Below are 21,021 nucleotides of genomic sequence, written 5' to 3'. Positions count from 1 at the left end.
ATCCCAGATCGGCCAACGTGGGCAGGCCCTTGGCCGCGAAGGCGTAGAGCGCACCGAGCACATGGGAGCGGGCTGCGGGCAGGTCGTTCACTGATCCGGGCTCGACGCCACCAACGAACACGGGAAAACCGTCCGGTTCCATGACGCCTTGGACGTTGCCTCCGTGGTGGCGGGCTTTTCCCGAGTACCACAGATCGATGCTCTTTCCTTTGACGCTGGTCGTCTTCTCCGAACAGCGGTCGGTCGGGATCACCGTGCCGTCGAGTACCAGGTGGGGCACGCCCGACTCGTGGGCCGCGTGGAGTGCGTGGTGCAGGTCCGGGGCCTGGGCGGCAAGGACGTCGGTGGCTTCGTCGATGTAGCGGTAGCCGGTGGATCGGCCGATGCCGTGGTCGCGGGCCAGGGTGGCGGGATCGGTCCCGTCGCGGAAGTGGCGCAGGGCCATCACTGCCTGATGGAAGCAGGTCAGGGCACGGGTCCCCTTGCGGGTGCCGCGCAGCTTGCGTTCGGCGGCCAGGAGACGGGAGAGGAAGAGAACGGCTTCCCTGGGGACGTCGAGGATGGCACGATAGGTGACCACGTGGAGCCTTTCACGGTAGCCCGGCAAGATTCGACACCTCGCCTTCTACCTGGGGCTCCACGTCTATGTCTGCTGAACGGTCATATCTCCCGCATGGTCCGGTTGACGGCTTTCATCCCGTTTCAAAGTCGCTGGGATCACCTCACTGGAGTAACTCACGCATAACTCCCCTTGCTTTTCGCGAAGCCGACGAATGAGATCCGGATATTCAGCGACGATCGCTTCGCCACCTCCACGTCCATCCACTTCATGGACTTCAGCAGATCCGCATGCCTATTGCTCTCATTATCGAATTTTTCTTTCTGCTCGGGATCCTCCTCGTCGAAGGCCAGGTTCGAGTATAGATACATCACCATCTCGATATATAATTTTGCATCCTCTTTCAATTCCAGGTACTCCATCAGGTCCATGCCCCCGGGCGGGAAGGGGCGGACCTCTTGGGGCGTCTGGCGACTCTGCTCACCCCTGTTCTCGCTGTTCACAGAACTCATCTCCTCAGACGTCGAATGGAGTGATGATATTATCTGTGAGCATGCTTCATTCCGAGGCCCATTTCACAGCCCTGCACCAGTCCCACAAAGCCACCCCTGACAGCAAGAAAACCCTGGTGAGGAATTTTCGACCAAGAATCCTCGCCCGACCAGGAGTTCCTCCGCGATCTCCGCGATCCATCTCAGCAGCACCATCGGAGTATCCCCACGCGATCCCTCACCAACCCTCCGCCGGGACGGAGATCCGACAACGCCATCAGGGGGCGACCCAGCGGCGTGAGGAACTCCCCTCACCCGGCGATGACCTTGCCGACCGCCGTGTCCACGTCCGCCAGGAGCGCCCGGTAGTGGCGTTCCCGAGCCTCACCGGTGAGGTCCTGCCCCTCGCTGTCGAACAGCACCGCCGTCCGCACGTCGTGGACGCCGCAGAACTCCGAGATCCCCCGGCGCAGCGGACCGTCGAGGAGCCCGGTGATCAGGTCCGCGTTCGGGTCCCGCTCCGTGAGCCCGGCCAGGCCGAGCCACAGCATCCGCTTGTCCGCCATCCCCGACTCCCTGCGCCCGTAGGCGAGTCCGTAGTTCCACACCCGGTCGAACCAGCCCTTCAGCAGTGCCGGGAGGCCGAACCACCAGACCGGGAACACGGGGACGACGACGTCGGCGGCCCGGACCCGCCGGAAGTGGGCGTGCACCTCGTCGCTGTAGGTCCTGTCGCGGTCGTCGTAGTCGGGCTCGTCCGCCACGCGGTTGCGCGGGTCGAAGCCCTCGGCACGCAGGTCCAGGAGGTCGACGCGGTATCCGGCCGCCGCGAGCCGCGCCGCCGCGCGCTCGCCCACGGCCCTGGTCAGTGAGTCCGAACGGTGGTGGGAGACCACGACCAACGCGGTCGGCTCGTCATTGGCCATAGGTGTCTGTGAGGTCATGGATTCAGTAGAAGACAACGGACGTGGACGATCCATGGCTCAGAAGCTCGATTCCTTTTGTGATCGTCTACGCTTGTGTCATGGATCCTCTCAGTGACATGCTCCGCGGCATCCGGTCGGAGGGGGCCTGCGTCTTCCAGACGTCTCTGCGCGAACCGTGGACGGCCCGCTGCACCGAGGGAGCGGCGCTGACGATGGTCACGGTGGTCGGCGGTGGGGCGTCGGTGCTCCTGTCGGACGGCACCCGGCTCCGCGTCGGAGCGGGAGACACCGTGCTGGTACGTGGACCGGAGCACTTCGTCCTCGTCGACGACCACACGCAGACCACCTCCCTGGTCGTCGGCGTCTACCAGGTCACTCACGGTCGCCACGAACGGCTGCTGCGGACCCTTCCGCCGGCTCTGGTCCACCGCGAGGGCATCGACGACGTCGCCTGGCTCCAACCGGCGCGGCAGGCCCTGGCCGTCCAGCACGGACCCGGCTCCCAGGCGCTCATCGACCGCGTCCTCGACCTGGGACTCGTCTGTACGCTGAGCTGCTGGTTCCAGGAGCGCGGCATCGACGCCCCCGCCTGGTACCGGGGTGCGTTGGACCCCGTGACCGGACCCGCGCTCGAAGGCATGCACGAGCGTCCCGACGCGGCGTGGACGGTGGAGTCCCTGGCGGCCAGGGCGAAGGTGTCCCGCGCGCACTTCGCCAGGCGGTTCACCGAGGTCATGGGCCAGTCTCCGCTTGGCTACCTCACCGAACGGCGGATGGAGACGGCCGAGGAACTGCTCTCGGAGTCGCACGCGAGCGTGGCACAGGTGGCCAGAGCGGTCGGGTACGGCGACGCGGCGGCGTTCAGCACCGCCTTCAAGCGACGTCGAGGAGTGAGTCCGAGGGCGTTCCGGGCCCGGTTCGCCGTGAACGGCTCCGCCGCCCCGCACTGAGCACGCGGATCGGTTCATTCTCCCCGTCAGGCCTCGGCCGACGAACCGGCGAACCCGACCGAGTTGTACGATCGGCACGGCACGATCCCGCCACGGCAGCCCGCGGCGGGATCCACGGCGACCGCGGAAACGGACGGGCATGGACGCTGAGGCAACCCAGGTGATGACCAGGACCGGTCAGTTCACGACCACGAGCGTCAGCTGGGAGACCCCCGTACGCAGTCGGCTCGCCGCCGCGATCGACCGCCTGTCCGGGCCGCTGGCCGAACTCGTCGAACGCGGCGCCAACGAGGGCGACACGCGGATGCTCGTCGCCGACATCCTCAGCGTCGGCATGAACTACAGCAAGTACCAGGACCTGACCACGGAGTACCGCACAGGCGGCGAGTCGGTCGACTACGCGATCGTCCGCGACGGCGCGCTCTTCGCACCCGTGGAGGTGAAGGGGTGCGCGCAGGACCTGGACGTGCGCAACATCCAGACCGCCCGCCGGGTGGCCGCCGAGCACGACGCCGAGTGGATCGTCCTGACCAACGGTCGGCTGTGGAAGGCCTACCACCTGCGGCCCAGCGGGGACGGCGAGGGAACCCAGCCGGTCCTGGTCGTCGACGTCGACCTGATGGACGCCGAATCCCACGAGCGCGGCATCGACGCGCTGTTCCACCTCACCCACGAGGCGGTGGAGAACGGCCGCCTGGAGACGCTGCGCACGTGGAACGAGGCCCTGCGGGCCGAACCGCTCGCGGCGGTCCTGCGCTCGGAGGCCGTGGTGGCGGCCGTGCGCGAGGAAGTCCGCCGCACGACCGGGCACCCGGGGCACGAAGGCGACGCCGACCAGGTCCTGCGCGCACTGACCGAATCCGTCATCGCTCGGGGGCTGCTGCCCTCGGAGGAGTAGGGCACGCCTGAACGACGACCTCACCCTCCGTCCGACGCGTGAGCAGGCGCTGGTGCGCTCCGACTGGCTCCACCGGACGGAGGGCGGCGCCGAGTGCGCGCCGCCGGTGGACGACAGTGGGGTGTGGAGCGCGCCGCACCGCGGGCCGATCGCCGCCTCAGTCCGGATCGGCCGGGCGGGTGCCGAGGTAGACCGTGTTCGCCGACGGCTCGTCCCGGTAGGGGTTGGGGAAGGCGACCACCTCGGCGCGCACGCGGTCGAATGCCGTGCGGAGCACCTTGAGGTAGGTGTCGTCGGGAGGGTCGTCGGACCACAGTGCGAACACCCCGCCGGGGCGCAGGTGGTCGGTGAGACGTCTGGTGCCGTCCGGTGTGTAAAAGTCCGCGTGCGACGGGTCCAGGACGTGCCGGGGCGAGTGGTCGATGTCCACGACCAGCGCGTCGAACAACCGGTCGGGCGCCCCGGAGAGCAGACCGCCCGGTGAGGCGACCGCCGCGAAGAAGTCGCCGTGGAGCAGACGGCAGCGAGGATCCTTGGACAGCGCCCCCGCGGCCGGGACCAGTCCTCGCGCGTGCCAGTCGACGACCGCCTCCAGGGCCTCGATCACGGCCAGGGAGCGCACGCCCGGGTCGTCGAGAACGGCCGCCGCCGTGTAGCCCAGGCCCAGGCCGCCGACCGCGACGTCGAACCCCTCGGACCGGCCGCCCGCGCGCAGTTCGGCCAACGCGAGCCGCGCCATCTCCTCCTCGGCCGCGGTGAACAGGCTCGACATGAGGAACGCGTCGTCGAGCCGGATTTCGTGGACGTCGGCGCGGGCCACCGGGTCCCAACGGCGGCGGAGGCTGATCTCACCCATGGGGGTGGGACACCAACCCAGTTCCTCGATCTTCGGTTTCGCCACGGGCACTCCTCTGGAAGGGCACGGGTTCTGTGCAGACCCTACGACAATCGGCAGCCCTGGCCGTCGGTGTTCGCGCGAGACCCGTACCGCTCGCCATGCACGCCGTGGAGACTGCCGGAGCGCTACGCCCTCACCGAACGAACGGTCAAGGCGGCGGGGGTGGGAACGCGCCCGAGGGAGCCCGGGAACGGCCCGGCCGCCCCCAGCGGCCGGGCCGTTCCCCCTTCCGGTGTCGCGCCGGTCGTCAGCCCTTGTGCGGACGGACCCTCTCGGACGCCGGGCCGCCGAGTGCGGCGACGAGGAGGAACGGCACCAGGAGCCGCAGGGGGGTGGCGTCCGGTCCCAGAGTGGAGAGGGCGACGGCTCCCGCACCGGACAACGCGAGCGCGCCGACCACGACCGCCGTGTGCGGCAGCCGCGCGGCCAGTTCGGCCCCCACTGTCGGCAGCACCAGTGTCGGCGCCGTGAGCATCAGCAGCCACAGACCGGCCCGCGCGGGACTCACCCCCACAACGGCGATCAGGTAGGAGGGCAGGTACACCAGCAGTGGGACGAGCACCACCATAAACGCGGCCGCCGCGAGGGAGAAGGCGACGAACCGCCGGTTGGCCAACACGGTGAGGTCGACGAGGGGTTCCGGACGACGGCGTTCCACGGCGGCGAACCCACCGAACAGCAGGAGCGACGTCACCAGAAGTCCGCCCCCGAGGAGGGCTCCGCGCCCCGGGCCCTCGACCAGCGCGGTGATCAGCATCAGGAGCGCGAGAGTGAACAGCACCGCGCCGCGCACGTCGACGCGGCGACCGGTTCCCCGCGTCGGCGGGAGCACGGGCAGGAGCAGGAGGACGACCCCCGCCACGACGGCGGGAGCGGCGAAGGCCCACCGCCAGCCGAGGGCGGCGATGAGCAGTCCCGCGACAGCGGGACCGAAAGCGGTACCGGCCCCGGCGACGGTGCCGAGGAGCCCGAAGGCGCGGGCCCTCGCCGGGCCCTCGAACACGCTCGTGAGGATCGCGGATCCGCCGGCGACGACGGCAGCCGCACCGACACCGCCGAGAGCGCGGAGGGCGATGAGTGCCGTGATGTCCTGGACGAACAGGCACGTCAGTCCACTGATGAAGAACGGGCCGACGCCGGTGGCGTAGACCCTGCGCCGGCCGACCGCGTCGGCGATGGAGCCCGCGCACACCAGGAAGGCCGCGAAGCAGGCGTTGTAGGCGTTGACCACCCACTGGGCGGCGGACAGCGCGCCGCCGAACTCCGCCCGCAGTGCGGGCAGTGCGGCGGAGGCCCCGGTGATGGCCAAGGGCAGGACGAGGATGGACGAGAGGACGGTGACGAGGATGAACGCGTCACGGTGACGAGCAGGCAAGGACGTGCTCCGAGAGTCAGGGTCGGAGCCGGGCGGCGCGGGGCGCGTACCGGTGTGGGACGCTGACGCGGCGGAACGGACTGGGTGGTCGGCCGCCGCCAGGGCGTGGTCGGCGGACGTTCGATCGTCGCATGCGGGCGCGTGTCCGCCGAGTCGGCCCTGAGGCGGCCTATTCGTTCGACTCGGGCACGGTAGGCAGCCTAGCGAGCGCCCCTCGGCGGCGGCCACCGGATTTCGCGGCTGGTGTCGCGTTGTCTGCGGAGGTTCTCCCGATCCGCGGCAAGGGAGTACCGTGACGTGCGTTCCGCTGAACCGGTCGAGCGGGAGGAGGCGCGCCACCGGGGACAGTCCTGATCTCCGACGGGGAGGGGATGCCGTTCGGGCGGCCTGTGGGCGACCGCGGGGTGGGGCCCCGCCCCGCGGCCCCACCCGGGCGCGTCACGCGTCCTGGTGCTTGTCCACCCAGGCCGTGAGCGGCTGCCCCTGGATGGCGGCCGCCATCAGCTCGGGGAAAGCGTCCGGGGTGCACGCGAACGCGGGCACGTCCATCGCCGCGAGCGCCGCCGCGTTCTCCCGGTCGTAGAACGGCGCTCCCTCGTCGGACAGCGCCAGCAGCACGACGACCTGTGTCCCGGCGGCCTTCACCGCGGCCACCCGCCTGAGCATCTCCTCCCGGACACCGCCCTCGTACAGGTCGCTGATCAGCACGAACACCGAGTCGTTCGGCTTCGTGACCAGCCCCTGGCAGTAGCGAATGGCCTTGTTGATGTGCGTGCCGCCGCCCAGCTGTGTCCCGAACAGCACCTCCACCGGGTCGGTCAGCTGCTCGGTCAGGTCCACCACGGCGGTGTCGAAGACCACGAGCGACGTCTTCAGCGAGCTCATCGACGCCAGCACCGCGCCGAACACGCTCGCGTACACCACGGAGGCCGCCATCGACCCGCTCTGGTCGATGGCCAGCACCACCTCCTTCTGCACGCCCCGGCTCCGCCGCCCGTGCCCCACGAGGGTCTGCGGCACGATCGTGTTGTGCTCGGGAAGGTAGTTGGCCAGGTTCCGCCGGATCGTGGCGTTCCAGTCGATGTCCGCCACCCGGCGCGGCCGGTGCGTGCGCGCCGACCGGTCGATCGCGCCCCGCACCACCGAACGGGTCTTGCGCGCGACCCGCTCCTCCAGGTCCTCGACGACCTTGCGCACCACCGCGCGCGCCGACTCGCGGGCCTCGTCCGGCATCACCCGGTTCAGCGACAGCAGCGTTCCCACCAGGTGCACGTCCGGTTCGACGGCCGCCATCATCTCCGGCTCCAGCAGGAGTTGGTGCAGCCCCAGCCGCTCCATGGCGTCCTGCTGCATCACCTGCACGACCGGTGTCGGGAAGTACTCCCGGATGTCCCCCAGCCACCGGGCGACCCGGGGGGCCGAACTCCCGAGCCCCGCGCTCCGCCGACCGGAGGCGTCCGCGGGCGCGGCGGAGCGGTTGTACAGGGCTTCCAGGGCCCCGTCCATCCCCTGGTCGGCCGCGCTCAGCCCCGAGCACCGGGCCTCCCGGCCGAGCACCAGCCGCCAGCGGCGCTCACGTTCGTCCACGGCGTTCACCCGCGGCTCCTTCCTTTGGTGAGGATGGCCGCGACGGCGGCCAGGACCGGGGCGGCCCGCTCGTCGTCGACGGACCCGCGCTCGGTGCTCCGGCTCGCTGCGTCGCCGCCGCCGATCCGTGCGGCGGCCTCCCCGATCTCGCGCCGTTCCGGTGCGTCGAACGCCCCGAACGTCCGTCGCAACAGGGGCAGGACCGACGTGAACCGGTCCTCCGCGAGCCCCAGCAGCCAGGTGTCGATCAGCCGGAGCAACCGGTCGTCGTGCACGAGGATCAGCCCGCTGCCCTGGAGGAAGCCCTCCAGCCAGGCGGCGGCCTCGGCGGGTTCGGTGCCCGGCGACATCGCCAGCCCGAGGCGTCGGCGCAGCTCCACGGGTTCCATCAGGGAGGCGTCCGACAGCATCCGGTTGACCCGGCCGGCGATCCGCCCGGGCAGGGTGTCGCGCGTGGACAGGGCGACCAGCGTGTCCCGCCACGCCAGTTCGCCCTCGCCGCCGAGCAGTCCGGCCGCGGAGTGGGCCGCGTCGATCCGTGTGACGAACTCACGCGCCGCGTCGTCGTCCAATCCGCGCACCGCCGGAGCCAGCCCGACACACACCCGCCTCAGGATCTGTTCGGCGACCGTGCGCAGGCGGCCGTTGTCGGTGCCGCGCACGTCCCCGTACCGGGCCGACCGCGCCAGCGGTGGCAGCGCGTCCATCAGGTGGGTGACGTCGCGGTCGGTGGCCGCCCGGTCCATGAGCAGGGACAGCAGCCTGGGCAGGGCGTCGCCCAGCTCCGCGAACAGGCACTGCTCGGTGAGCGCGGTCAGCGTGGGCAGCGACGCCTCGCGGGCCTGGTGCGCCACCCGGGCCGTCGCCGCCGACGCCACGGTGGTCCCCCACTGGCTGGCCTCGATCAGCGCGACGTCCATGTCCGGCTCCCACCGGATCCGCCATGACTCCCGGAAGGTGCCCTTCTGGCCGCCCTCGGGGGTTCGGGGCACGCCCCAGGTGACCCCGAGCAGGCGCAGCCGGTGCAGCAGCACCCCGCGTTGGCGCTGGCTGTCCTTGCGCAGGTCGAGGTCGAGGTCGCGGTCGAACGGCTCGGGCGTGAGCCGCAGCCGCCTCTGCGCCGCCATGACGTCGCGCTGCAACGGGACCATGGGGGTGGACGGCGGCACCGACCCCATGCGCTCGCCGACCGACATGCGTCCGTGGACGAGCGCCGCGCGGATCGGTTCGCCCTCGCACAGCACGGCGGTGAGCGCCTCGGACACCTCGTCGAGCCCGGCGAGCGGGCGGCCCCGCAGGACCGCGAGGCTCTCGGCCAGCCGCACCCCCTCGATGACGTGCGACGACGACACGTGCTGCCCCTCCTCGCGGAGCATTCGCGCGGCGTCGGTCAGCCACCGCTGCACCGGCCGGTCGGGGGCGGTGAACAGGTGGTGGTACCAGCCGGGCGCCGTCACGCCGGCCCCGTAGCCGCTGGCCGTGGCGAGGCGGCCGTGCGTCCAGGGCACCCAGGTGGCGGTCACCTTGGCCTTCGGCAGGCCCCTGAGCAGGGCGGTGTCGTCCTTGACCGGGTAGTCCGCGATGTCGCGCAGGGCCGGGGCGTGCCAGGCGCCGCACACGACGGCCACCCGGTCGTGGCCCTGTTTCAGGGCGGCGCGCAGGGTCTGGCGCATGTACGCCTCGCGGCGCGCGTCCCGACCGCTCTCCGGCCCGGCCTCGGCCCGGACCGCGGCCATGGCGTCCGCGATGGCGGGGAACGGTGAGGGCTCCCCGTCGCCCCGCTGCTCGACGACGTCGTCCCACCAGCGTTCGGCGTCGTCGTACCCGGCGGCCTCGGCGAGGACCCCGAGCGGGTCGGCACGGACCCGCTCGTCACGCTCCGCCGTCGACGGGCCGTCGGACGGCGACCCGTCGTCCCCGTTCGGCTGGTTCCTCGCGGTCGGCACATCGCCCGTCTCCGGTCGACCCTCCGCGTTCGGCCGGCCGTCCCCCTCGGGACCGCCCTCCGGCGCCGGTTCGCCGTCCGCCTTGGGCGGGTCGGCGGACGCCGGCTCGGCGGGGGTGACGCGCCCGGCGAGCGTGTGCGCCGCCGGCAGGTCGCAGAAACGCACCGGTACGTCACGGGAGACCGCGTAGCGCAGCGCCGCCCACTCCGGTGAGAAGCTCGCGAACGGCCAGAACGCCCACCCGTCGCGCGCCCGGCGTGCGGCGGCGTCCGCCGTCGCACGGCCGCCCTTGGGCGCGTCGTTCACGTAGGCCAGCAGAGCCACCGGGGGCTCCAGCTCCCCCACCAGGTGTGTGAGCGCGTCCGCCTCGGGCGGCCCCTCGATCATCACGACGTCGGGTTCGATCTCCTCCAGGGCCGCCCGGACGGCCCGGGCCGAACCGGGGCCGTGGTGCCGCACGCCCAGGACGTGCAGCCCGCTCGTGTCCAGTCGGGCTCGGGCCATCAGGCGCCCACCTCGCGGCACGCCCGGTAGAACTCGCCCCACCCGTCGCGGGCTCGCGCGACGGTCTCCAGGTACTCCCGCCAGACCACGCCGTCGGACACCCGGTCCTGGACGACCGCGCCCTGGATCCCGGCGGCCACGTCGGCGGGCCGCAGCTGACCGTCGCCGAAGTGCGCGGCCAGCGCGATGCCGTTGGTGATCACCGAGATCGCCTCGGCGGTGCTCAGCGTCCCGCTGGGCGACTTCAGCTTGGTGCCGTTGTCCTCGGTCACCCCCGCGCGCAGTTCGCGGAAGACCGTGACCACGCGCTGGATCTCGGTGAGGCTGGTCGGCACCTCCGGCAGGTCCAGCGCCCGGCCGAGCTGCTCCACCCGCTGGGTGACGATGCGGATCTCGTCCTCCACGCTGTCCGGGACCGGCAGCACGACCGTGTTGAACCGGCGACGCAGCGCGCTGGACAGGTCGTTGACGCCGCGATCGCGGTCGTTGGCGGTCGCGATGATGTTGAACCCGCGCTGCGCCTGCACCTCGATGCCCAGCTCGGCGACGGGCAGCGCCTTCTCCGACAGCACGGTGATCAGGCCGTCCTGCACGTCCGAGGGCATGCGGGTGAGCTCCTCGATCCGTCCGATCGACCCGCGTGCCATCGCGGTCATCACCGGGCTGGGCACCAGCGCCGCCTCGGACGGCCCCTCGGCGAGCAGCCTGGCGTAGTTCCAGCCGTACCGGACGGCCTCCTCCGAGGTTCCGGCGGTGCCCTGCACGAGGAGGGTGGAGTCACCGGCGATCGCCGCCGCGAGGTGCTCCGACAGCCAGGTCTTGGCCGTGCCCGGGACACCGATCAGCAGCAGCGCGCGGTCGGTGGCCAGGGTCGCCACGGCGACCTCCACGACCCGGCGCGAGCCGATGTACTTGGGCGTGATCTCCGTTCCGTCTTCCAGCGCGGCGCCCAGCAGGTACTGGGTGACGGCCCAGGGGGAGAGCTTCCAGCCGGGCGGACGCTGGCGGTCGTCCGTCGTGGCCAGCGCCTCCAGCTCGGCGGCGTAGGTCTGTTCGGCGTGGGGGCGCAGAGCACGGGAGGAACTGGGCCGAAGGCCTCCGTCGAGGGTGGTGGAGGGCGAGGGTCGGGACGCGTCGGTCCTGACGGAGGGGGTGGTGCTGGTCAACTAGAGCTCCTTGTGCATGTCGAGACGGAAGCGGAGGGTTTCCCTCAGACACAGGAAGGCCTCGGCCTCGGACCCGCGTCGCGGCGGATCATGCGGCAGGTCGGCGAGGCGTTCGGGGGGCAGGTGCTCGGCCGCAAGCTCGCAGAGGGCGCGGTAGGCGGACGGAGTGCGGCCGTGCTCGGGGGCCGGACCGCCCAGGCGGTCCAGGAACAGTTCGCACAGTTCCCGGTCCCAGGCCGCGCCGACCGCGCGGGCGAGGTGGGCGAGGTCTGTGTCGCGGGTCTTGGCGCGGTTCCGGTCGCGCGCGGCGGCCAGGACCACGGCGCGGCGCTCCTCCTCGGGGAGCACACCCAGCAGGGCCTCCACGTGGGCGGACTCGCGGCCCCGGGCGGCGTCGGCGAGCCGCCCCACCAGTCCCTCTGCTTCTCCCAGGAGGCGCAGGACGGCACGGGCCCACACCTGATCGCGCTGGAGTCCGATGGCGTTGGCGAACGCGTCCCTCAGACGGGTCTCGCGCGCGGAGCCGGCCGCCGCGAAGACCTCGTCGGGGGTGGCGCCGAACAGGTCGGTCCACACGTCCAGGGGCGCGTGCGTGATCAGGGCCCAGGTCCGTTCGAAGTCGTCGCCGGAACGGGCGGTCGCGGGGGCCACCAGAGCCAGGTCGCGGAGGATGTCGGCACGGGTCGCGGGGATGTCGTCGACCACGAGCTCCCGGCGTTCGCCGAGCCGGGCGTGCTCGCGGACGTAGCCGCGAAGGCGGTGGGCGTGGGCGCTCGCGGGGAGCCTGGTGAGCAGCGACAGCGCCAGTCCGCGCACGTTGGCGGCCTGGTCGTCGAGGACGCCGTCCAGGAACGCCGCGTCACCGGGGACAGGGCGGTCGGAGAGCGTGTCGAGCAGACCGCGGCGCGTCTCGGCCCTGCCCAGGGAGGGCCACTCCGACGCCAGGAGCGCGCGGGCGGCGTCCGGGTCACCGGCGCGCAGGGCGGTGAGGGCACGACGGCGTTCGAGCGGGGTGCCGTCCGTCCACTCCTTCTCGGAGAAGGCGTCGCCGGGCAGGCGCTCGGCGGTCACGTACGCCCACCGCTCGTTGAGTCCGGCCAGCCAGCGCCCCCGGGCTCCGACCGCGGCGGCGATGGCGGGCCGGAGCCGGGTGCCGTGCACGCCGTGTTCGAGCAGGGCCGGGATGTTGGCGTGGTCCACCTCGCGTCCGCCGGCCGCGACCAGGGCCAGCCACTCTGGAAGGACCTCTGAGCGCTGTGCCACGATCAGCGCCAGCCGGTCCGCGGCCGTGCCCGTGATCCGGAGCGGCACGGCCCCGGGGTCCGGGGCGACGGGCTCGGCGGTGCCGGGCGTGTACCCGGCGTTGCGCCGCACGGTGGCGAGGGCGGCGCGGTCGAGCAGGGCCTCGGCCCCCTCCGCGGCGGGGGTGTCGGGCAGGTCGGGGGTGTCGGGGACGGCGCGGCGGGCGGTGCCCATCAGGGCGGTGGAGACCAGCAGGTCCCAGGAGTCGGTCGGGGTGTGCGGGGCGACGGCGTCCGGGGACCGGGGGGCGGGTGTCACAGTGCGATGGCCTTTCCGTCCGCGTCCCACACGGTGAGGGGGACCAGTCCGTTGCGGGGTGACCACTCGGCGGCCACGGTGGCGGGGTGGCCGCCGGTGACGGCGAGCAGCCGCCAGGGATCCCCGGCTTCCAGGGGTAGGGAGGCGCCGACACGGTCGACCAGGTGCCACGCTCCGTCGCGGGCGGGGGCGGCCCCGTCGAGGACGACCGGCCAGGACTCCCGCCAGGGGTCGAGCGCGAGCGCGGCGGCGAAGGCGTCGAGCGCCTCGGCCACGGTCGTGCCTCGGGCGGAAGCGCCGCACGGGTGTCGCCGTCACCCGCGGGAACGACGCGCTGGCCGTCGGGGTAGAAGGCGAGCTCGGTGGTCACCTCGGTCCCGACGCGGAAGACGGCGGCGGGAGCCTGTCCCGGTCGCGCGAAGCTGAGGAAGAGCGCGAGACGCCCGGTGTCCGCTCCGCGCAGCCACACGCGGCGGGCGGTCATGTCGCCCTCGGAAGCGGGTATGTCCCGTCGGCCCAGGACCCGCCAGGTGTCGTGGACGCGCTGGCCGTTCGCCAGGACCTCGTCCGCCTTGGTGGTGATGCCGATCCTGGCCCGGACCACCCCGCGAAGGCGTTCGTCCAGGGCGTCCCCGGCGCGGTGCGCGCTGACCAGCAGGTGGATCATGCTCAACCGCTCCAGGAGGACCTCGGGCCAACTCGGGGCGCGGACGGCCGGGCGGAGTTCGGCGACGGTGGAGGCGGCCCCGCCCGCCTTCGCGTCCACGAGCCGCTTGGCCATCCGGTCCCAGTGGCCGTAGCGGTGCTTGGGCGCCTCGGCCAGACCCGTGTCGATCTGGTCCTTGAGCCAGAGGCACAGCTCGTCCATGCCGTTCGCGACGGCTTTCTCCCTCTCTTTGAGGGTGACCTCGGCCCGTGCTGGGTCGGCGGCCCTCCCCTGTGCCTTCTCCCGTGCCTTGGCCTGGCGTGCGGCGCGTCCGGTCAGCCACGCGGCGACCCACTCGGGGTGTTCGTCGCGCACGTCCACGCCGTCCTGAGCCCACAGGACGAGCAGGGCGAGCACGTGCTTGCAGGGGATCTTGCGGCTGGGGCAGCCGCACTTGTAGGCGGGTCCGCCGGCGCGTCCAGGTGGGCGGCGGCGAGGTAGGGTCTGGCGCCGCTCCCCTCGCACTCGCCCCAGACGGCTGAGGTGGTGCCGGAGGTCCCGGTGATCGCTCCCCGCTGGGGCCAGGAACCCGTCTTGGCGACCTTGAGCGCCGCCTTGCGGGACGAGGGGTCCGGAGCCAGAGCCCAGACGTCGTCGGTACTCCATCGATCGCTCACGAGGACAACGCTAGGGAGCGGCACCGACAGTCCCGGCCCGCGAACGGGGCCGCGGCCACGGCGCGAACACTGACATCACGCGAATGATCGGGCCAACCCCTCAATCGAAGGGCCGTCGATAATACGACAGAAAGGAAACGGACGACCGTAGCACCCGAATTCACTCGCCGTTCCTCCGCGCCCTCCCAGCGCTACCGCACAGCATTTCCGCGGGCTGTTGAGGAATGTCCCGCAACCGCTCTAGAATTTCACGACCAGGGCGGTCATCCCGATTCTCCAACGTGCCGGGACACCCCGCACGGCCGCGTCCCCCGCGCGGACCACGCCCTCCGAACCACGGGACCGCCCGCTCCTCCCCTCCCGTCACCGCAACGACGTGTCTTCTCCTCGAAGGGAGGGAGGCGGCCCCGAGGCCGCGCACCCGATGACGACCACCCGAACCGACGGCGGCGACCCGCCGACCGGCCAGTGCCCGCACCAGCCCGCCCGCCTGCACGGACCCCAGCCGGACGCCGGACTCGACGCGCTCTGGGAGGGGCTGCGGGAGCGCCACGGCGCGGTCGCGCCCGTGGAACTGGAGGACGGCGTCCGCGCGTGGGTCCTACTGGGGTACCACGAGAACCTCACCGTCCTGCGGAACCAGCGCCTGTTCACGCGGGACACACGCCGCTGGCGCGAGGTGGTCGAGGGCCGCGTCGACCTGGCCACGTCCCGACCGACGCTGTCCTGGCGGCCCAACGCCCTGTACTCGGACGGCCCCCAGCACACCCGGCTGCGCACGCCCATCGTGGACGCCCTGGCCAGAGTGGACCTGACCGCCACCGAACGGGTGGTCCGGCGAATCGCCGACGACCTGGTGGACGCCTTCGTCTCCAGGGGGAGCGCCGACCTCGTCTCGGAGTTCGCCGGTCCGCTGCCGGTCCTGGTGGTCAACCGCCTGTACGGCCTGTCCGACAGTTACGGCCACATGCTCGGCGACCTGACGTCGATCGTCTTCGAGGAGGACACCAAACGCGGCTCGGACGCGGTGTCGCGGCTCCAGCAGTACTTCGCGGGACTGGTGGTGCGCAAGAGAGAGCGGCCCGGCGCGGACCTCGTCTCGTGGATGCTGGAGCACCCCGTGGGCCTCAGCGACCACGAGGTCGCCCACCAGGCCGCGCTGATCAACAATGCCAGCCACCAGCCCACCACACACCTCATCGGCAACACCGTCCGCACACTCCTGACCGACCCCGAGATCCGGCAGGCCCAGGCCGACGCACGCGTGTCGATCCAGGACCTCCTCGACCACGTGATGTGGACGGACATGCCGTTCCAGCTGCTCGCCGCCCGGTTCGCCCTCCAGGACGTCCGCATCGGCGGCGCCGACGTGCGCGCGGGGGACGCGCTGCTGATCGGATTCGCGCCCGGACACCGCGACCCCGCGGTGCGGCCCGATCCCGAGCCCGGCGACTCCGGGGTGGCCATCGGCAACCGCGCGCACCTCATGTTCGGCGCGGGACCGCACGCGTGTCCGGCACGGGAGTTGGCCCGGATGATCGCCGCCGTCGCGGTCCGCACGCTCACCGAACGCCTCACCGGACTCCGGTTGGCCGTGCCGACGGAGGACCTGCGCATGGTGCCGTCGGTGTTCGTGCGCGGTCTGCGGGAGCTCCCGGTCGTGTTCGTGCCGGGCGAGCCCCTTCGGCAGGCGGGGCCCGACCCGACTCCGCGCGGGTCCCGCTCCCCGGCGCCGAGCCCGGCGGCGGAGGACCACCGCGAACCGGATCTGCTGGACCGCCTCCTGTCCTGGTGGCGGGGACGGCGCCAGAAGGACTGACGGGCCGCGGAGCCGCTCCCGGGGCCCGCCCCCGGGTACTGCGGCATGCCCGGGACCGGCGCGCGCGCCGCAACTTAACCGGCCGGTAAAGATCACTGGTGATTTCCCGGATTCGCGTCGACGAGAACGACCCCATAGTGGCACCGGGCCGACGCACCGGTCCAGCGGGTTCGCCTTCCGTTGGAAGAACGACCGCACCGTACGCGCCTCCGAAGACGCCATCGGCGGAGGGCGGACCCGCTCCTCGACGACGGACGCCCCACACAAACGCGACCCGACGTGCCCCGCTGACCGACGAAGGACGACGACGTGCGAACGAAGAATCCCCCATCCCCCGCCGTACCGCGAACCTCCTCCGGCCCCCGCTCCCGGGCCTTCCGCCCGTGGTCGAGGCTGGCTCTGGCCCTGACCGTGGCGGTGGGCATCGCCACCGGCACCGCCCCCGCCCACGCCGCCGACAACCCCAACGAACGAGGCCCCGACCCCACGGAGGAGAGCGTGACCGCCGTCCGTGGTCCGTTCGCCACCGACACGGTCAACGTCTCGTCAGCGGTCCCGGGCTTCGGCGGCGGCACGGTCTACTACCCGACCGACACCAGCGAGGGGACCTTCGGCGGCGTGGTGATCGCGCCCGGGTACACGGCGAGCCAGTGGACGATGTCCTGGTACGGGCACCGGATCGCCTCGCAGGGCTTCGTGGTGTTCACCATCGACACCAACACCCGCTACGACTATCCCGAGAGCCGCGGCCGCCAGATCGACGCAGCCCTGGACTACCTGGTGGACGACAGCGACGTCGCCGACCTGGTGGACGGCGACCGCCTCGCCGTGATGGGGCACTCCATGGGCGGCGGAGGAGCGCTGGCCATCGCCGAGGACCGTCCGGAACTGCGGGCGGCCATCCCGCTCACGCCCTGGCACCTCCAGGACGACTGGTCGGACGTGGAGGTGCGACGCTGGTGATCGGCGCGCAACTGGACACCATCGCGCCGGTGGCGCTTCACTCCATCCCCTTCTACAAGAGCCTGGAGCCGGATCTGGACTCGGCCTATCTGGAGTTGCGCGCCGCGAGCCACTTCGCGCCCAACTTCTCCGACGCGACGATCGCCAGGTTCAGCATCTCCTGGTTGAAGCGGTTCGTCGACGACGACCTGCGGTACGAGCAGTTCCTGTGCCCGCCGCCGAGGACCGGTTCCGGCACGGAGTTCTCCGACTACCGGGACTCCTGCCCCCACGGTTCCTGATCCGGACGCCGCCGACACACGACGGCCCGGGATCTTGCGCCCAGCAATTCCGGCGATGATCGCGTGGGTGACGTGAGGATTGATTCGCTCACGAGAAGGCCCGCCACGGGAGAGGGTTCCGTGGCGGGCCTTCTCCATGGGGGCGAACGGGCGAAGGGCTATCCAGCGGCGTAGCCCTTCACTTCCCCGAGGAAGGAACTCCACGCCGAGGGCGTGAAGCTCAGGTGACCGAGGCCCCGGTTCTCGGTGTCGCGCACGAGGACGGCGGGCGCCATCTCCTTGACCTCAACGCAGCTATGCGCCCTCTGGCTACTCTACGTGGATTTGTGCCACTCGTTCACAGCGCGTCCTTCCGATCTTTTGTCTTCTCTAGCGAATCGTCAGGGGACAGAGCCCATGCCTGGAGTTTATTGCACACCGACTCAAGATATCGGACATGGGTGACCTCGTCCGTGACATGTTCGTCGACGGAATGATCGGAACAGATTATGGGACTTCGGTCCTCAAAGTATGCGCAGGCGTTCCCGCCAGGCTTTGCGCGTCTGGACGGCGCGCAGCACGGAGTCGCGGCCGCCCGCCGGGACCGAGTGGGTCGCGATCACCCGGGTGCGGCTCTCGACCTGGAAGAAACCCGGAACCACGAACGGATGGAAGAAGCGGATCTCCGTCGCCTTCTTCTCGTGCTCGTCCGACTGCTCGTACCAGCCGGGGTCGGTCTCGGCCCGCCCCGCGTCAGTTGAGCAGTCGTGCCAGGTCCACGCGGGACCTGATGTTGAGCTTGCGGAAGATGCCGCGCAGATGGTGTTCGACCGTGCGCGGGCTGATGAACATGTGCGCGGCGACCTCACGGTTGGTCGCGCCGTCGGCCACCAGTCGGGCGATCTGCTGCTGTTGGGCGGTCAGGTCGCCGGTGGCGGGCGGGTCGGGGTCGCGTTCCGAGGTCCCGATCGCCCTCAACTCGGCCCGCGCCTGGCGGATCCAGAGCCGTGCTCCGAAGCGCTCGAAGGACTCCAGCGCGTCGTACAGGTGCTCGCGCGCCCGACCGGGCAGGCGGGCGCGGCGCAGGAAGGCCCCGAAGAGCAGGTGGGTACGGGCCTGCTCGACGTCGTCGTCACCGCAGTCCCGGTGCAGGGCCAGCGCGTTCCCGAAGTGGTCGGCGGCCTCGTCGCCCGTCGCCAGCAGGCCGCGGCCGCGTGCCGCGAGGGCCCGTGCGGACGGGCTCCCGACCGCCTCCGCCCAACGTTCGTATCCGGCCAGCGACGTGTGCGCCCACTCGGTCTCGCCCATCCTGATCGCCGCCTCCACGAAGTGCGGCGCGGTGAGCAGGCGCATCGTGGGGTGTCCGTGCCCGGGACCGGCGTGCACCAGGGCGCGCAGCCGGAAGAACGCCTCCGCCGCGTTGCCCCGGGACAGCTCCAGGACGGCCAGCGCCCAGGCCGCCAGGGCGGCGGGCAGCCCCAGGCTCCGCTCACCCGCCTGCGAGGTGACCGCGCGTGCCCGGATCCGGCAGGTCTCCACGTCGCCCTGGATGGCGGCGATCATCGCCAGCGAGGCCAGGTGATGGGTCGCCCAGACCGGCTGGCCGTACTCGCGCGCCGCCTTGAGCCCGCTGAGCGCGTGCCCCGCGGCGGAGGGGAAGCGACCGCTCCAGAACTCGGAGAAGACCTGGAGGGCCAGCGCCGCTGGCAGGGTCGCGTACTCGCCCTGCGCGGTGCCGGCCTCCACGGCGCGCGAGGTGACCGCGCGCACGAACGGGGCGTCGCCCAGACGGAGCCCGCCGACGCTCGCCCAGATCAGCTCGGAGGGCTTGTCCAGGCCCTCGGACAGCCGCACGGCCTCGCGCAGGAGCGGGGTCGAGGTCGTGTACTCGCCGCGAAAGGACAGGGAGCACCCTTCGAGGAAGGCGGCGACCAGCCGCATCGACGCCGAGTCCCCCGCGCGCACCAGCGGAACGGCCAGGTCGGCGGCCCTCCTGTACCGGACGGGGTCGCCCGCCAGGGACGCGGAGTCGGCGGAGCGCACCAGGGCGCGCAGGGCCAGGGCGCGGTCGTGCGCGACGAGTTCCCTGCCGACGGCGTACAGGCGCTCGGCGACCTCGATGACGTTGCCGCCGCGCATGGACGACTGCGCCTCGACGAGGTCGATGATCGCGCGGCGGCGGTCGGAGACGGCGAGCGGGCGGGCCCGGTCGAGCAGGCGCGCCGCCCGTTCGGTGCCGCCGTACACGTAGGCCTGGTAGGCGGCGGAGGCCAGGCGGCAGGCGCGGACGTCGGAGTCCGGGGAGAGGTCGGCGGCGTGCTCATGGGCGAGGGAGGCGGCACGCGGCCCTCCAGCCGGCGAACCCGGCGCGCCGCGGCCTCGACGGCGTCGGCCAGGGCGGCGTCGGGGGCGCTGGCGCCGGCGGCGGTGTGGCGGGCGAACTCAGCCGGGGCGTACTCGGGGTCGACGGCCCCGGCGAGGTCCGCGTGGACCGCGCGCAGGCGCCGACGGGGGCGTCCTGGGCGATCGCCTCGCGCAGCAGGGGGTCGGGGAAGACGACGGTGCCGCCGTCCACGCGGACCAGTCCGAGTTCCTCGGCGGGTTCGAGATCCCCCACGGTCAGGGAGTGGCTGCCGCTGGCCCTGGTCAGCAGGGTCGCGCAGGGGTCGGTGGCGAGCGCGGCGATGAGCAGGAGGTGGCGGACGGGTGCGGGAAGCGCGTGGTAGGCGGTGAGCAGGGCCGAGCGCAGTCGCTCGGGCAGCCGCAGGGGGTCGGGCAGGGGCGCCTCGCCGCGGAGCTGGTCCTGGGAGAGGGAGTGGAGGTGGCTGAGGACCACCGCGGGATTGCCGTGCGCGGACCGGACGAGGACGGCGCGCACGGCGGACGCGGGGACGACGGGGGCGCGGTCGGTGAGGATGTCGTGGATCGCGCGCTCGGTCAGGGGCGGCAGGACGAGTTCGGTGACGCCCGGGACGAGGGGGTCTCCCTCGGGGGTCTGCCTCACCTTGCGTGGTCGTCGCGGGCGACGAACACGGCCGCGATCGGCAGGTCGGACAGTCGGCGGGCGGCGAAGGCCAGCGCCTCCAGGGAGGGCGGGTCGAGGTGGTCGGCGTCGTCGACGCAGAGTACGACCGCCGCCGCTCGGAGGCCAGGCGCAGGAGGTCGAGGACGGCCGTGTAGAAGGCGAAGCGGTCGGCGTCGGCGAGGACGCCGCGGGTGAGGACGGCGCGGAGGAGGGCCCGTCGGCGGTCGGGCAGGCGCTCGGTCTCGGACTCGACGGGGCGCAGGAGCCGGTGGAGTCCGGCGAGGGGGATGTCGGTCTCGGAGGGGACCCCGGCCGCGTGCAGGACGGTGAGATCGGCGGCGCTCGCGCGGACGCCGTCGAGGAGCGCGGTCCTGCCTCCGCCCGGCCCTCCGGTGAGGAGGACGGCGGCGCCGGCGCCGGACCGCGCGCCGTCGAGTGCGTCCGCGAGGATCCGTCGCTCTGCGTCCCGGCCCCGGAGACGCCGTTCCTGGGGGCCCGTGTTCCTGCCAGCCACACGCTGACCTTCGCACACGCGATCCCCGTCACGGCAGGTGCGGGCGGGGATACTGGTCGATCCACCGATGGCTGGGCGGAGTCGCGCGCGACGGAGTCCGGACACGTCCGCACGACCGGGAGAGGGACGTGCGCGCGGGGTCCTCGTGCGTGGAAGGAGGACGGCCACCTGGGATCCAGCACACGTCGAGCGTGGCGTGCGTCACTCGTTCGCGTGCAGGCGACCGCATCGCGACCGCCCCCGCGGTCATCGTGTGG

The 21,021-nt window shown here is 72.2% G+C and carries 16 protein-coding genes and 4 pseudogenes; 5 read left to right on the top strand and 15 right to left on the bottom strand.

Going from position 1 to position 21,021, the window contains the following annotated elements; genetic code table 11:
- The 3 genes from BJF83_RS09625 to BJF83_RS09615 all read right to left on the bottom strand — a co-directional run.
- Nucleotides 1-580 (bottom strand): transposase family protein (locus tag BJF83_RS09625; RefSeq protein ID WP_075926011.1); only part of this gene is annotated, 580 nt, incomplete at its 3' end.
- Nucleotides 581-735: 155 nt separating this feature from the next.
- Nucleotides 736-1,062: a hypothetical protein gene (locus BJF83_RS09620; protein WP_075926010.1), complete on the bottom strand. Its 327-nt coding sequence runs from the start codon at nt 1,060-1,062 to the stop codon at nt 736-738.
- Between the two features lie 299 nt (nt 1,063-1,361).
- On the bottom strand, nt 1,362-1,976 hold the full coding sequence (locus BJF83_RS09615) for an NAD(P)H oxidoreductase (RefSeq protein ID WP_262391443.1): 615 nt from the start codon (nt 1,974-1,976) through the stop codon (nt 1,362-1,364).
- A gap of 98 nt (nt 1,977-2,074) precedes the next feature.
- Between BJF83_RS09615 and BJF83_RS09610 the strand changes: the two genes are divergently transcribed.
- Together BJF83_RS09610 and BJF83_RS09605 are read left to right on the top strand one after the other, a co-directional pair.
- Nucleotides 2,075-2,926 (top strand): AraC family transcriptional regulator, encoded by an 852-nt coding sequence (locus BJF83_RS09610; protein WP_075926017.1) that lies wholly within the window; start codon nt 2,075-2,077, stop codon nt 2,924-2,926.
- 139 nt (nt 2,927-3,065) lie between these two features.
- Nucleotides 3,066-3,824: a hypothetical protein gene (locus tag BJF83_RS09605; RefSeq protein ID WP_075926008.1), complete on the top strand. Its 759-nt coding sequence runs from the start codon at nt 3,066-3,068 to the stop codon at nt 3,822-3,824.
- Nucleotides 3,825-3,981: 157 nt separating this feature from the next.
- On the opposite strand, the gene BJF83_RS09600 is transcribed toward BJF83_RS09605, so the two are convergent.
- From BJF83_RS09600 to BJF83_RS09570, 7 genes and pseudogenes are all read right to left on the bottom strand, one after another.
- Entirely contained in the window at nt 3,982-4,725 is a 744-nt protein-coding gene (locus BJF83_RS09600; protein WP_083678471.1) for a spermidine synthase, read from the bottom strand.
- 244 nt (nt 4,726-4,969) lie between these two features.
- Entirely contained in the window at nt 4,970-6,097 is a 1,128-nt protein-coding gene (locus BJF83_RS09595) for an MFS transporter (RefSeq protein ID WP_083678470.1), read from the bottom strand.
- Between the two features lie 438 nt (nt 6,098-6,535).
- Nucleotides 6,536-7,693, bottom strand: a complete 1,158-nt coding sequence (locus BJF83_RS09590) for a VWA domain-containing protein (protein WP_075926006.1) — start codon at nt 7,691-7,693, stop codon at nt 6,536-6,538.
- A complete protein-coding gene (locus BJF83_RS09585) occupies nt 7,690-10,134 on the bottom strand; it encodes a DUF5682 family protein (protein WP_075926005.1) in 2,445 nt (814 codons plus the stop codon). The genes BJF83_RS09590 and BJF83_RS09585 overlap by 4 nt, the downstream gene beginning before the upstream one ends.
- Nucleotides 10,134-11,300, bottom strand: a complete 1,167-nt coding sequence (locus BJF83_RS09580) for an AAA family ATPase (RefSeq protein ID WP_394329320.1) — start codon at nt 11,298-11,300, stop codon at nt 10,134-10,136. The genes BJF83_RS09585 and BJF83_RS09580 overlap by 1 nt, the downstream gene beginning before the upstream one ends.
- Nucleotides 11,301-12,860 (bottom strand): DUF5691 domain-containing protein, encoded by a 1,560-nt coding sequence (locus BJF83_RS09575; RefSeq protein WP_262391442.1) that lies wholly within the window; start codon nt 12,858-12,860, stop codon nt 11,301-11,303.
- Nucleotides 12,857-14,072 (bottom strand): annotated as a pseudogene (locus BJF83_RS09570) (SWIM zinc finger family protein). Before BJF83_RS09570 ends, BJF83_RS09575 begins: the two are co-directional and overlap by 4 nt.
- 535 nt (nt 14,073-14,607) lie before the next feature.
- Here BJF83_RS09570 and BJF83_RS09565 point away from each other — a divergent pair.
- Together BJF83_RS09565 and BJF83_RS09560 are read left to right on the top strand one after the other, a co-directional pair.
- Complete coding sequence (locus BJF83_RS09565; RefSeq protein WP_075926004.1) at nt 14,608-16,002, top strand: cytochrome P450; 1,395 nt, start codon at nt 14,608-14,610, stop codon at nt 16,000-16,002.
- A 399-nt stretch (nt 16,003-16,401) separates the two neighbouring features.
- Nucleotides 16,402-17,246, top strand: a pseudogene (locus BJF83_RS09560) (alpha/beta fold hydrolase).
- 158 nt (nt 17,247-17,404) lie between these two features.
- Here the strand turns inward: BJF83_RS09560 and BJF83_RS09555 are convergent.
- The 4 genes and pseudogenes from BJF83_RS09555 to BJF83_RS30980 form a co-directional block, all read right to left on the bottom strand.
- Nucleotides 17,405-17,542: pseudogene (locus BJF83_RS09555) on the bottom strand (DUF397 domain-containing protein); the annotation flags it as partial.
- A 207-nt stretch (nt 17,543-17,749) separates the two neighbouring features.
- Nucleotides 17,750-18,094: a Scr1 family TA system antitoxin-like transcriptional regulator gene (locus BJF83_RS28850; RefSeq protein WP_262391441.1), complete on the bottom strand. Its 345-nt coding sequence runs from the start codon at nt 18,092-18,094 to the stop codon at nt 17,750-17,752.
- Nucleotides 17,979-19,472, bottom strand: coding sequence for a LuxR C-terminal-related transcriptional regulator (locus BJF83_RS30985; RefSeq protein ID WP_394329319.1), 1,494 nt, complete (start codon nt 19,470-19,472; stop codon nt 17,979-17,981). Before BJF83_RS30985 ends, BJF83_RS28850 begins: the two co-directional genes overlap by 116 nt.
- A gap of 73 nt (nt 19,473-19,545) precedes the next feature.
- A complete protein-coding gene (locus BJF83_RS30980; protein WP_394329318.1) occupies nt 19,546-20,229 on the bottom strand; it encodes a hypothetical protein in 684 nt (227 codons plus the stop codon).
- Nucleotides 20,230-20,234: 5 nt separating this feature from the next.
- Between BJF83_RS30980 and BJF83_RS30975 the strand changes: the two genes are divergently transcribed.
- A complete protein-coding gene (locus tag BJF83_RS30975; protein WP_394329317.1) occupies nt 20,235-20,405 on the top strand; it encodes a hypothetical protein in 171 nt (56 codons plus the stop codon).
- A 17-nt stretch (nt 20,406-20,422) separates the two neighbouring features.
- Here the strand turns inward: BJF83_RS30975 and BJF83_RS30970 are convergent.
- Nucleotides 20,423-20,764, bottom strand: a pseudogene (locus tag BJF83_RS30970) (AAA family ATPase); the annotation flags it as partial.
- Between the last annotated feature and the right edge of the window lie 257 nt (nt 20,765-21,021).

Origin of the sequence: Nocardiopsis sp. CNR-923 (assembly GCF_001942255.1) — a bacterium.
Lineage (GTDB): Bacteria > Actinomycetota > Actinomycetes > Streptosporangiales > Streptosporangiaceae > Nocardiopsis.
The sequence above is the reverse complement of the archived record's forward strand: the minus strand, read 5'-3'. Positions and strand labels throughout refer to the sequence as shown.

Coding starts and splice junctions, on each gene's coding strand:
- BJF83_RS09615 (WP_262391443.1), bottom strand. CDS start 1,976: ATGGCCAATGACGAGCCGACCGCGTTGGTCGTGGTCTCCCACCACCGT.
- BJF83_RS09565 (WP_075926004.1), top strand. CDS start 14,608: ATGACGACCACCCGAACCGACGGCGGCGACCCGCCGACCGGCCAGTGC.
- BJF83_RS09585 (WP_075926005.1), bottom strand. CDS start 10,134: ATGGCCCGAGCCCGACTGGACACGAGCGGGCTGCACGTCCTGGGCGTG.
- BJF83_RS09605 (WP_075926008.1), top strand. CDS start 3,066: ATGGACGCTGAGGCAACCCAGGTGATGACCAGGACCGGTCAGTTCACG.
- BJF83_RS09610 (WP_075926017.1), top strand. CDS start 2,075: ATGGATCCTCTCAGTGACATGCTCCGCGGCATCCGGTCGGAGGGGGCC.